At 64.4% G+C, this 11411-nt stretch carries 10 protein-coding genes; 4 read left to right on the top strand and 6 right to left on the bottom strand.

All coding sequences use genetic code 11. The features are described from left to right. The first annotated feature begins 160 nt into the window (after positions 1-160). Complete coding sequence (locus ACIGJE_RS02060) at positions 161-1207, top strand: LacI family DNA-binding transcriptional regulator (protein WP_311934660.1); 1047 nt, start codon at positions 161-163, stop codon at positions 1205-1207. Between the two features lie 158 nt (positions 1208-1365). On the opposite strand, the gene ACIGJE_RS02065 is transcribed toward ACIGJE_RS02060, so the two are convergent. The 6 genes from ACIGJE_RS02065 to ACIGJE_RS02090 all read right to left on the bottom strand — a co-directional run bounded on the left by ACIGJE_RS02065 (position 1366) and on the right by ACIGJE_RS02090 (position 8537). After that, positions 1366-2379: a CobW family GTP-binding protein gene (locus ACIGJE_RS02065; RefSeq protein ID WP_415084744.1), complete on the bottom strand. Its 1014-nt coding sequence runs from the start codon at positions 2377-2379 to the stop codon at positions 1366-1368. Further along, a complete protein-coding gene (locus tag ACIGJE_RS02070) occupies positions 2376-3266 on the bottom strand; it encodes a DMT family transporter (protein ID WP_415084746.1) in 891 nt (296 codons plus the stop codon). The genes ACIGJE_RS02065 and ACIGJE_RS02070 overlap by 4 nt, the downstream gene beginning before the upstream one ends. Before the next feature lie 398 nt (positions 3267-3664). After that, positions 3665-5002 carry a D-alanyl-D-alanine carboxypeptidase family protein gene (locus tag ACIGJE_RS02075; protein ID WP_415084748.1) on the bottom strand — a complete coding sequence of 446 codons (1338 nt, stop codon included), beginning with the start codon at positions 5000-5002 and terminating at the stop codon, positions 3665-3667. A 246-nt stretch (positions 5003-5248) separates the two neighbouring features. Continuing rightward, positions 5249-6442, bottom strand: coding sequence for a choline ABC transporter ATP-binding protein (gene choV / locus ACIGJE_RS02080; protein WP_311934656.1), 1194 nt, complete (start codon positions 6440-6442; stop codon positions 5249-5251). Further along, positions 6442-7272, bottom strand: coding sequence for a choline ABC transporter permease subunit (gene choW, locus ACIGJE_RS02085; protein ID WP_311934655.1), 831 nt, complete (start codon positions 7270-7272; stop codon positions 6442-6444). The genes choV and choW overlap by 1 nt, the downstream gene beginning before the upstream one ends. A 314-nt stretch (positions 7273-7586) precedes the next feature. After that, entirely contained in the window at positions 7587-8537 is a 951-nt protein-coding gene (locus ACIGJE_RS02090) for a choline ABC transporter substrate-binding protein (protein WP_311934654.1), read from the bottom strand. Between the two features lie 498 nt (positions 8538-9035). Between ACIGJE_RS02090 and ACIGJE_RS02095 the strand changes: the two genes are divergently transcribed. The 3 genes from ACIGJE_RS02095 to sugE all read left to right on the top strand — a co-directional run bounded on the left by ACIGJE_RS02095 (position 9036) and on the right by sugE (position 11334). Next, positions 9036-9818: a 3-hydroxybutyrate dehydrogenase gene (locus ACIGJE_RS02095; RefSeq protein ID WP_311934653.1), complete on the top strand. Its 783-nt coding sequence runs from the start codon at positions 9036-9038 to the stop codon at positions 9816-9818. Beyond that, entirely contained in the window at positions 9815-10819 is a 1005-nt protein-coding gene (locus ACIGJE_RS02100; RefSeq protein ID WP_311934652.1) for a patatin-like phospholipase family protein, read from the top strand. The genes ACIGJE_RS02095 and ACIGJE_RS02100 overlap by 4 nt, the downstream gene beginning before the upstream one ends. A gap of 194 nt (positions 10820-11013) precedes the next feature. Continuing rightward, positions 11014-11334 carry a quaternary ammonium compound efflux SMR transporter SugE gene (gene sugE, locus ACIGJE_RS02105; protein WP_311934651.1) on the top strand — a complete coding sequence of 107 codons (321 nt, stop codon included), beginning with the start codon at positions 11014-11016 and terminating at the stop codon, positions 11332-11334. The last annotated feature ends 77 nt before the right edge of the window (positions 11335-11411 follow it).

Here is an 11411-nt window from a genome sequence, read left to right on the forward strand (position 1 = left end):
CGTGTGCAAAAGCTGCATCAGCGCGATCGCCCTGTCAATCCCGAATGCAGCATCGAAATTTGCCGGCATATGCACATGAACCGGGAAAAGCCAACGGCAGCGCTTGCACGTGACTGCAAGGGCGTGCAACCTCCTCGTCCCTATTCGACCGGCTCCTGTCATGAAACCAGCCCGCTCCTTCGTCAGTGCCGAGGAAGTCGCCAGACTGGCCGGCGTTTCCCGTTCGGCCGTGTCCCGTGCTTTCACGCCGGGCGCCAGCGTCTCGGACGAAACACGCAAGCGCGTGATGGAGGCGGCCCAGAATTTGGGCTACCACGTCAACCATCTCGCCCGCGGGCTGATGCGCCAGCAAAGCGGCATCGTCTGCCTGATCGTCTCCGACGTCGACACGCCCTTCCAGTCGCGCCTGGCCCGGAACCTGATCGGCCGGCTGCAGCAGGCGGGCAAGGTCGCCATGGTGATCAATTCCTCCGGTTCGCCCGAAGCCGTGGCCGGCGCAGTGCGCCAGACCCTGAACTACCGGGCCGACGCCACGGTGGTGCTTTCGGGCACGCCGGACAGGGCCATCGCCCGCACCTGCCTCGACCATGGCCAGGAACTGATCCTGATCAACCGCGACCAGGATTTCGATGAGGCCCATACCATCACGGTCGGCAACCAGGACGCCGCCCGGCAGGCCGTGCTGGCCTTCCAGCGCGCCGGTTGCCGGCGCCTGGCCTGCGTCACCTCGCAGGCAGGCACCCCCAGCCTCGCCGAACGCGAGCAGGCTTTCCTCGACGCTGCCCGCCAGGCCGGCTTCGAGCCGATCCATTGGCGCCAGGGCCGTACCAGCTACGAAGCCGGCGCCGAAGCGGCACGCGCCTTGTTCACGCGGCAGGTCACGCCCGACGCTACCTTCTGCATCAACGACCTGATGGCATGCGGCTTCGTCGATGCCGCCCGCAAGGAATTCGGCCTGCGCGTGCCCGAGGATCTATGCGTCATCGGCTTCGACGACATCGAGCAGGCCGGCTGGCGAGCCTATGACCTCACCACCTTCGCCCAACCCATCGATCGCATCGCCGACAAGGTCGCCGAACTGGTGCGCGACGGCGCTGGCGGCCGCTCCGGCGGCACGATCGGCCAGGGTACGCGAACCTGCCTCGACGTGCCGTTGATCTGGCGCGGCACCGTGCGGGCGCCCGATCTGTCACAACAGGACAGCTGACCACTGTCATCCCGTGCGCGCTGCGGCGCGAAGCGCTGCCGCACAGTCGGACCAAACCGAAGGTTCGGTTCGGGGATCGCATCCGGAAGGCGGTTCGTTCCGATCACGGTCCCGCACCCGCAGCGCACCGCTCCGTGCTGTACTGCGTGCGATATGACCTAGAAAGCCAGGGGATTGTCGGTCAGGGCCGCACGATCGGGAGCATCCAGGCGCGGTTCGTCGCAGAAAGCCGCGAAGAGGTCCTCGATACCCCGCCGATCGAGGTCGCGGCCAATCACCACGATGCGGGTGCGCCGGTCGGGGCTCGGCCAGGCATCGAGGCGTTCCGGCGGCGCGAACCAATGCTGGACCCCATGCAGGACCACCGGCCGCCCGGGATCGTCGGCAAGCTTCACCAGCGCCTTGAAGCGCAACAGGCCTTCGCCGAAACGCTCGCGCAACTCGTCGATGAAGGCGATGAAACGCCCCGGCGCCAGGACCTTGTCCGTCTCCAGCGTGAAGGAAGCGATCGAGGCATCATGGGCCGAAAAGACGGGACGTGTGCCGACGGCGGCTCCCGCGCTCGGAAATTCGGGCTCATCGAGCAGTTCCGCGGCGCCGGCATCCGGCATGAGGTCGATGGCGGCACGCGGATTGAGCGCCTGCAGCCTCGCCATGAAAGCCGTGGCGTCGCCGGCGAGGTCGGTCTTGCTGACCAGGATCCGGTCCGCAACCGCAAGCTGGGCGACGGCCTCGGCATGCTGGTCGAGCAACGCCTCCCCTCTCAGTGCATCGGCGACCGCGATGACAGCGGCGAGGACATAGCCCGCCGCCGCCAGTTGCGGTGCCATCAAGGTCTGCAGCACGGGTGTGGGATGGGCAAGCCCCGTCGTCTCGATCACCACACGCGCGAAAGGCGGCAGCTCGCCCGATGCCCGCCGCGCAGCGAGATCGGCCAGCGTGTCGAGAAGATCGCCGCGCAGGCTGCAACATAGGCAGCCGGAGGACAGCAGCACCACGCCATCGCCCGATTTTTCGACCAGCAGGTGGTCGAGCCCGGCCTCGCCATATTCGTTGATCACCACGGCGGTGTCAGCCAAGGCCGGATCCTTCAGGAGGCGATTGAGCAGCGTCGTCTTGCCGGCCCCGAGAAAACCCGTGAGCACAAAGGCGGGAATGCGGGGCGACGTCATGCCGATACGACCTTTCTGCGACTTTCCATCAGCACCGACGCCACCACGGCGATGAGCACCAGCGTGCCGCCACTGACTTGCTGAGGCGTCAGATGCTCGTCGAGCACCTGTGTCGCCAGCAGGATCGAGGCGACGGGCTCGGCGCAGAACACCAAGCCCAGCGCTGCCGGTGGCGTCAACCGTGCCGCCGTCAAATGGGCCACAAAAGCTAGAACGAACAGGCCTATATGCAGGCCGACCGGCACCGCCGCCGCGACCAGCACGGACGGCGAGGCGAGGCTGCCGCTGGCCAGGCAGGCGGCGAGAGCGACCGGAATCAGGATCAGCTGCGTCCAGAACCCGGCAATGGCGGGGCTGACGCCGCGCGTCGCCCGCGCGGCGCAGAAGAACTGCAAGGCGGCGGCCGCCGCACCCGTCAGGGCCAGCGTCAGGCCCCGCCAGTCCAGCACGCCGAAATCGGCGCCGAGCGCGATGACGAGTCCGACAAAGGCAAGGGCGAAGATGGCGAGACGCGCCAGCGTCAGCCTTTCGCCGTCCACCAGCGGGCTGGCGACCAGGATGAGCAGGGGATAGGTGTAATAGAGGATGGTGGCGATCCCGACCGGGATGAAGGCGACCGAGGAAATATAGCAAAGGCCGACGAAACTGGTGGCGATGCCCAGACCCAAGACCGGCAGGCGCCAGGGCCGGGCCACGGCCAGCGTGCCGCTTTGGGCGAGGCCCAGGCCGCCAAGCAGCGCCACCAGCAGAAAGGCCCGGTAGAACACCACCGTCGGCCCGCTGGCACCGGCCTCCGCGGCGAGTTTGGCGTAGGGTACATTGGCGCCATAGCACAGCGCCGCAAGCAGCCCGAGGCTCAATCCGGTCAGGATGGTGTTGTTCGACATTGAGAGGCGGTCCGGCGCGTACCCGCCCAGCGCGGGTTTTCGGTCAAGCTCTGAACAGGCGCGTTCTCGTCCCGACTCGGTTCATCCAGGCGAGAAACGCTCCAGCTTGTCATAGCCGGGCTTGACCCGGCTATCCAGGGGCCGCACCGGGCTGAAGCGTTTTGCGATTTGGCGGAACCACCAAGAATCGCAAAGACACATCGGAACAAGGGGTTAGAGCAAATGAGCGTTCACGCTTGAACACACTTTGCTCCAATATCAGCGGTCGCGATGACGGTACCTGATCGGTCAATCATCAATACCGTTGGTATAGGGCTGAACTACCGGCTCAAGCCCGGCAATGGCAAAGGTCGTGTGAACTCGAAGACGCGGAATTGAGCTGCACGAGGCCTCGGCCCCTACCCTTCGTGATGCACCTTGCGCTTGGGTGGCTTGGCAGGAGTCTTGGGCAGCGTCTTCGGCTTGCTGTCGGCGGCCTTCTTCAGGTTCTTGCGCCCCTTGTTGAGCTTGGAGTCGGTGAGCTGATCGGGCACCGCCAGGGACTTGCCGGGGTCGGCATAGCCGGCGGCCGCCACGCCCTTCTTGCCGGCGAGTTTGCTGGCCGGCAGTGCTTTCGCAGGCTTGGGCGGCAGATCGGCGAGAATGGGCGTATTGGGCAGGCTGTAGATCGGGCGCCGGGGGCCGAGATAGGGGCCGACCGCAATGGGCGGTGCCGTCACCCAGCTCGCCAGCAGCGGGCTGGGTTCCGGCGCGGGTGCAGGCGCTGCCGGACTGCCGGGCTGCACTTCGGCGGTGTCGGCACTCTCCGCCGCTCCCGAACCGCCCTTCTTGCGCGAGCAGGCGATGTCGCGGATGTCGGTCGGGCCGGGATAGGCCGAGGCCGGGAGTTGGGTGGCGAGCGGCGCCTTGGTGAAGAAGCCGCCGCCCGAATTGGTGTAGTTGGCCTCGAACAGAGCCACAGCCTGGTTGGTGCGCTCCTTGGGCGTCGGCGCACCCATGATCACCGTGATCAGCTTGCGGCCATTGCGGGTGGCCGTCGCCACCACATTGAAACCGGCGGCGCAGATGAAGCCCGTCTTCATGCCGTCGGTGCCGGGATAGCGATAGACCAGCGCATTGTGGGTGCGCATGACCCGGCTGCCGGACTGGATGGTCTGGATCTGGAACAGCGAGGCATATTGCGGAAATTGCGTGATGATGGCGTCGGCCATCACCGCCATGTCGCGCGCCGAGGTGATCTGGCGCGGATCGGGCAGGCCGTTGGGATTGACCCATTGGCTCTGAGCCATGCCCAGCGCCCGCGAATTGGCGTTCATTTCGGCGGCGAAGGCATCCACCGAGCCGGATACCCCTTCGGCCAGGGCCACCGCGATGTCATTGGCCGAATGCACCACCAGCATTTTGAGGGCGTCGTCGATGGTGATCATCGTGCCGACGGGATAGCCCATCTTGGACGGCGCCTGCTTGGCGGCCAGCGGCGAGATGGCGATCGGCGTGCCCAGGTCGACACGCCCGGCCTTGATGGCCTTGAACACCGTATAGGCCGTCATCAGCTTGGTGAGGGAGGCCGGATACCAGGGCCGGGTCGCATCCTGCTGCTGGAGCACCCGGCCGCTGGCCGCATCGACGACGATGGTGGGGTTTGCCATGGGATTGGAACGCGCAACGCTTGCGGCGAGTCCGAGGGCCAAACCGGCCACGAGCGTGGTTGTGATTGCGCGATTCGTAATACCCATCAGTTCCTCTTTCGGCTGCAGCGGCGGCGACACATCGACCTCAAGGGGGGCATTTTAATGACCGCCGGGTGATTTGGCATGCAGGCATTGGCAGACGCGCAGTATCGCGGCAAAGCCTTAACGGATCAATGCGGGCAGGAAGACAGGTCGGCTGCGTCGTTTCGGCAGGAAAGATGGCTCGTTCGGCGGGTATAGTCCCGGGAGCACGGACGGAGGCGGTCCGCGCTCCCGGCTGGTCTCGTCCCTTCAGGCGTCCTGCTGCCGGAGAACGGCTTGCAACACATCCTTGACGCCGATGGCGCCGACAAAGCGCTCTTGGTCGTCGAACAGGGCGACAGGGGCCGTGTTGGATCGATGCATGGCCAGCATCACCGTCTTGAGCGAGGTACCGGGGCTGGCCCAGTAGCAGGGGTGTTCCCCGTCAGCCACCGGTTTTTCGCATTCGGAGCAATGCACCCAGGCGCCATGCACGCCGTCGCGCTCGGCTTCCACGACATGGCCGCCGTCATCGAGCCGGAAGCGCGTGGTCTGGCGGGTATCGAGCCAGATCCAGCCATCCTCGCCGCGATGGAGATCGCGTGCGTCCTGCATGACATGCCAGGCGGTGAGCACGCTGAGCGGGTTCACATTGGCGATGAATTCCTGGACATAGTCGTTGGCCGGGCGCAGCACGATATCCTCGGGCCGGCCCGACTGCACGATGCGCCCACTCTCCAGGATGGTGATGGTGTTGCCGATCTTGAGGGCTTCCTCGAGATCGTGGCTGACGAAGATGATGGTCTTCTTCAGTTCCTTCTGCAGCTGCAGCAACTCGTCCTGCAGCTTCGTGCGGATCAGGGGGTCGAGCGCCGAGAAGGGCTCGTCCATCAAAAGGATCGGCGCCTCGGTGGCGAAGGCACGGGCAAGGCCGACGCGCTGCTGCATGCCGCCCGACAGCTCATGGGCGAACTTCTTTTCCCATTGCTTGAGGTGGACCAGCTCCAGCTGCTTGTCGACCTTGGCCTTGCGCTCGGCCTCGGGCACGCCGGCCAGTTCCAGACCGAAGCCGACATTCTCCGCCACGGTCCGCCAGGGCAGGAGGCCGAACTGCTGGAACACCATGGCGACGGAATGCTGGCGGACATGGCGCAGGGTCTGCTCGCTGCAGCTGACCACGTCGACCATCTTGTTGTCGGACTTCACCAGCACCTGGCCGCGTGTCACCTTGTTGAGGCCGTTGACGGCGCGCATCAAGGTCGATTTGCCGGAACCCGACAGGCCCATCAGCACGCTGATCTCGCCTTCCTGCACGGTGAGGTTGCCATCGGCGCACCCCAGCACCGCGCCGGTCTTTTCCAGGATCTGGGCGCGGGTGGCACCGGCGTCGAGCAGCTTGATGGCTTCGGCCTGACGGGATCCGAAGATGATATCGACATTCTTGAAATCGACGGCGACGCTCATCAATGCGCTCCCTTCACTCGGCACAGACGATCCAGCACGATCGCCAGGATAACGATGCAGGCACCCGCTTCGAAGCCACGCGGAATGTTGAACTGGCCCATGGCGCGCACGACGTCGACGCCGAGGCCTTCGGCACCGACCAGGCCGGCGATGACCACCATCGACAGGCTGAGCATGATGCACTGGGTGACACCGGCCATGATGGTGGGCATGGCATGCGGCAGTTCCACCTTCCACAACAGCTGGCGCTTGGTGGAACCGAAGGACTCGCCGGCCTCCTTGAGTGCGACCGGCGTGGAGGTGATGCCCAGATAGGTCAACCGGATCGGCGCAGGCAGGGCGAAGATCAGCGTGGCGATCAGGCCTGGGGCGGCGCCGAGGCGGAACAGCGCCACCATCGGGATGAGATAGACCAGGGTGGGCAGGGTCTGCATCATGTCGAGGACGGGGTGCAACACGGTATAGAGCTTGGGACGGTGCGCCGCCATCACGCCGAGCGGGATGCCGATGGCCATGGCGACGGCGGCCGACCAGAACACCAGTGAGACCGTCTTCATGGTCGCGGCCCAATAGCCCTGGTTCCAGATGAACAGGCAGCCCAGCACGATGAACAGGCACAATTGCCAGGAACGGTGCCGCCACCACGCCAGGGCAACGACGAGCACGATGACGACGATGGGCGGCGGGTAGACCAGCAGCGCGGAGGTGCCGTTGACGATGAACTCGATGCTCAGGCGCAGCGGATCGAACAGCCAGGTGGTGCAGTATTTCTGCAGGAACTCGATGACGAGCTGCATGAACTTGCCGAATGGCAGCTTCGTATCCGTCACCCAATCGAACATCATATCCCCCGCGCTATGGCGTTTTGCGATTTGACGGAATCGGCAGGGATCGCAAAGACGCGTCGAACCAAAGAGTACGAGCAAAAGGGTGTTCACACCGAACGCGCTTTGCTCCGGGTCGCGGGCCGTCCGGCGCCCTGGCTGTGAAGCCACGACGATCCGCATTGCCCGTCGACGTCATGACTGCCGGCCCAAGAGAGGACATGACATCATTGAGGGCCGATCTGTGTCGGCTTCGTCGAGCCACCCAGCGAGTTGCCCCGCCGGGCGATCCTATACGTTCAGTGGAATGGCGCGTGCGCTCAGAGGCCGAGGCTCTTCTTCACGGCATCGAGGCCGGGCTGCCCGTCGAAGGTGGTGACGCCGGCAAGCCAGGCATCCAGAACACCCGGATTGGCCTTGAGATATTCGGTGGCGGCCGTCGGGCCATCCTTGCCGTCGCCGGTGATCGCCTGCATCACCTTGTTCTCGAGGTCCACGGTGAATTTGAGGTTGGCGATGAACTTGCCCGCATTGGGGCATTCCTCGCTCCAGCCGGCGCGCTCGTTGGTATAGACTTTGGCGGCACCGAAATTCGGGCCGAACGTATCGTCGCCACCCGTCAGATACTGGATCTTGAAATTGACGTTCATCGGGTGCGGCGCCCAGCCGAGGAAGACGATGTCCTCGCCGCGCGCCACGGCACCCTGGACCTGGGCGAGCATGCCCTGCTCGGATGACTCGACGAGCTGGAAGTCCTTCAGGCCGTTCTTGTTGCCGTCGATCAGGCTCTGCACCAGGCGGTTGCCGTCATTGCCGGGCTCGATACCATAGATTTTGCCCTGGAGCGAATCCTTGAACTTGGCGATGTCGCCGAAGTCCTTCAGGCCCTTGTCATAGGTCGCCTGTGGCACGGCCAGCGTGTATTTTGCACCTTCGGGCAGATTGGCACCCACTTCGATCACCGATTTGTCGGCGATATAGGCCTTGCGATCATTCTCCATGCTCGGCTGCCAATTGCCGAGGAAGACGTCGATATCCTTGCTCTTCATCGAGGCATAGGTGACGGGGACGGCCAGAACCGTGGTCTTGGGGGTGTAGCCGAGACCTTCGAGAACGCGGGAGGCGATCGCCGTGGTCGCGGTTATGTCGGTCCAGCCCACATCGGAGAACTTGACCGTCTTGCAGGCTTCCGCATCGCCCGCCAGCGCGGCGCCCGTGCCGAGGCCGATGGCCAGGGCGACGCCTGCAATCATTCTACCAATACCCGTCATTTCATTTCTCCCGGAAAACACCGAAGGCCGAATCTGGGATAGACCCAGTCCGTCTTGTCTTTGTTAACCCCTCTCGACCCCAGATGGGATCGAACTCTTGCCACGGAGCCCTTTCCCCTATGGCAATTCAGCACGAAAGACAGTGCTTGTCCCGCGATTTTCCGGCGCTGGATGACGCCGACGGCACAAAGCCGCCCATCCGCGCCAGAACCGGTTTGCATCGATTTCTTGGCGTTGTCGTATGGGCATTCTATTGATTGAACATATAATCAATTAAACCTGGAACCGGCCGATCTTGGATGCGTGCAGGCGACACTCTGTGTCATAGTCGCGCCACTTTCCCAATCCGGGATGCGACGAGAATTCGAGTGATTTGCCTCAAGCAGAATTTCCGGATGTTGCAAGAATGGGCAGCACCCGGAAATTCTGCAGGCATCCGAGATCCTGCAGCAACCAAGGCAGCTCATACCGGCCTTCAACTCTTCCAAAGGACCCAACATGCTCAAGACCAAGGCAGCCGTCGTCACCGGTTCGACATCGGGCATCGGCCTCGGCATCGCGCGCGCTCTGGCCCGCGAAGGCGCCAATGTCATGCTCAACGGACTGGGCGATGCCGCCGAGATCGAGAAGACCCGGGCCGGCATCGAGGCCGAATTCGGCGTCAAGGCCCTGTTCTCGCCGGCCAACCTGATGGAGCCGGCCGCGGTGAAGGGCCTGATCGGCGAGGCCGAGACCGCTTTCGGCGCGGTCGACATCCTGGTCAACAATGCCGGCATCCAATTCGTCTCGCCGATCGACGAATTCCCCGACGACAAGTGGGAAGCGATCATCAGGCTCAACCTGCTCGCTTCCTTCTATGCCATCAAGGCGGCCCTGCCCGGCATGAAGAGGAAGGGCTGGGGACGGATCATCAACACCGCCTCGGCCCATTCCCTGGTCGCCTCGCCCTTCAAGTCCGCCTATGTCGCCGCCAAGCACGGCATTGCCGGCCTGACCAAGACGGTAGCGCTGGAGGTGGCGCAGCAGAAGATCACCTGCAACGCCATTTCCCCGGGTTATGTCTGGACACCGCTGGTCGAGGCGCAGATCCCCGACACCATGAAGGCGCGCAACATGACGGCGGAGCAGGTCAAGAATGACGTGATGCTGGGAGGTCAGCCGACCAAGGAGTTCGTCACCATCGACCAGGTCGCCTCGCTCGCGGTGTATCTGTGCTCGGATGCGGCGGCGAGCATCACCGGCGCCAATCTGTCGATGGATGGCGGCTGGACTGCCGCATGAGCACCGCCGCCAAACCCGTAAATCTGGCGTTGCAGGGCGGCGGCGCCCATGGCGCCTTCACCTGGGGCGTGCTCGATGGCCTGCTGGAGGACGGCCGCCTCGAGGTCAAGGCGATCACCGGCACCAGCGCCGGGGCCATGAATGCCGTGGTCTTCGCCGAAGGTTACCTCGAAGGCGGGGCGCCAGGCGCCCGCCGCCAGCTCGAGACATTCTGGCGTGAGATCAGCCGCAAGGGGCGGCTGTCGCCCATGCGCCGCCCGTTGCTGGAACGCTTCATGGCCGGTTGGTCGCTGGAAGATTCGCCCGGCATGGCCCTGTTCGAGAATTGGAGCCGGCTGTTCAGCCCCTATGACAGCAATCCGCTCAATCTCAACCCGCTACGCGATCTCATCGCCGAACTGATCTGCTTCGACAAGCTCAAGGCGAGCGAGGCGATCAGGCTGTTCGTCTCCGCCACCAATGTGCGCAGCGGCCACATCCGCATTTTCGAGAATGCCGAACTGAGCGCCGATGTGGTGATGGCCTCTGCCTGCCTGCCCCAGATCTTCCAGGCCGTCGAGATCGGCGGGCAGGCCTATTGGGACGGCGGCTATCTCGGCAACCCGGCCCTGTTTCCGCTGCTCGACGAGCGCACGCCCGATGATACCATCCTGGTGCAGATCAACCCCGTGCTGGTGCGGGAGGTGCCGCAGACGGCCGGCGGTATCGCCAACCGCCTCAATGAGATCACCTTCAACGCCTCCCTCCTCGGCGAATTGCGCGCCCTCGCCATGATGCAGCGTCGCGCCCGGGGCGCCGACCGCTTCGGCGACATCCGCCTGCATCGCATCGCGCTGGGCCAGAAGGAGGGTCTCGACGCCACCTCCAAGCTCAATACCGAATGGGATTTCCTCACCTTCCTGCGCGACCAGGGCCGCCGGGCGGCGAAGACCTTCCTCACCCGGCATTTCGACGCGATCGGCACGACGGCAACGCTCGACATCGAAGCCATGCTGGGGTGAGCCGAACCGATTGACCGCCGCAACGGCTGCTGGAACGCAGCCCTGACATGCCGATCCGCCCCTTGATTTCGGGAAAGAGTCCGGCACAATGCCACTCGTTCGCGGCCTCCATGTCGCGATCGAGGAGGCCACGCCCTCCCCCATGATGGGTTTGATGTCCGGGACGGCCCGGGCCCTTTTTAGAGGAGGGCCTGATGGCCTGGATCTATCTCGTTATCGCCGGCATCTTCGAAGTGGTGTGGGCCTTCTACATGAAACAGTCGGAAGGCTTTTCGAAGCTGGTGCCGACCATCGTCACCTTCGTCACCATGGCCATCAGCTTCGGCCTGCTCTCGATCTCGATGCGCAGCCTGCCGCTCGGCACCGCCTATACGATCTGGACCGGCATCGGCGCCGTGGGCGCCTTCATCGTCGGCGTGCTGGTGCTCGGCGAACAGGCCAACGCCATGCGCATCATCGCCGCAGCCCTGATCGTCTCCGGCCTGACCATGATGAAACTGTCGACGCCGGCCTGAGGATCCATCCCGGGATCGCAGGCATCCAGCCTGCCCTTCCTCGTCTGCAAGCGCAGCGCTTCCAAGAGCAGGCTGGA

The organism is Labrys sp. E2SS-1L, from assembly GCF_057073705.1.

What these genes read in the sequence shown, in the direction of transcription:
- ACIGJE_RS02060 (WP_311934660.1), top strand. Translation starts at nt 161, where the DNA reads ATGAAACCAGCCCGCTCCTTCGTCAGTGCCGAGGAAGTCGCCAGACTG.
- ACIGJE_RS02065 (WP_415084744.1), bottom strand. Translation starts at nt 2,379, where the DNA reads ATGACGTCGCCCCGCATTCCCGCCTTTGTGCTCACGGGTTTTCTCGGG.
- ACIGJE_RS02070 (WP_415084746.1), bottom strand. Translation starts at nt 3,266, where the DNA reads ATGTCGAACAACACCATCCTGACCGGATTGAGCCTCGGGCTGCTTGCG.
- ACIGJE_RS02075 (WP_415084748.1), bottom strand. Translation starts at nt 5,002, where the DNA reads ATGGGTATTACGAATCGCGCAATCACAACCACGCTCGTGGCCGGTTTG.
- choV (WP_311934656.1), bottom strand. Translation starts at nt 6,442, where the DNA reads ATGAGCGTCGCCGTCGATTTCAAGAATGTCGATATCATCTTCGGATCC.
- ACIGJE_RS02090 (WP_311934654.1), bottom strand. Translation starts at nt 8,537, where the DNA reads ATGACGGGTATTGGTAGAATGATTGCAGGCGTCGCCCTGGCCATCGGC.
- ACIGJE_RS02095 (WP_311934653.1), top strand. Translation starts at nt 9,036, where the DNA reads ATGCTCAAGACCAAGGCAGCCGTCGTCACCGGTTCGACATCGGGCATC.
- ACIGJE_RS02100 (WP_311934652.1), top strand. Translation starts at nt 9,815, where the DNA reads ATGAGCACCGCCGCCAAACCCGTAAATCTGGCGTTGCAGGGCGGCGGC.
- sugE (WP_311934651.1), top strand. Translation starts at nt 11,014, where the DNA reads ATGGCCTGGATCTATCTCGTTATCGCCGGCATCTTCGAAGTGGTGTGG.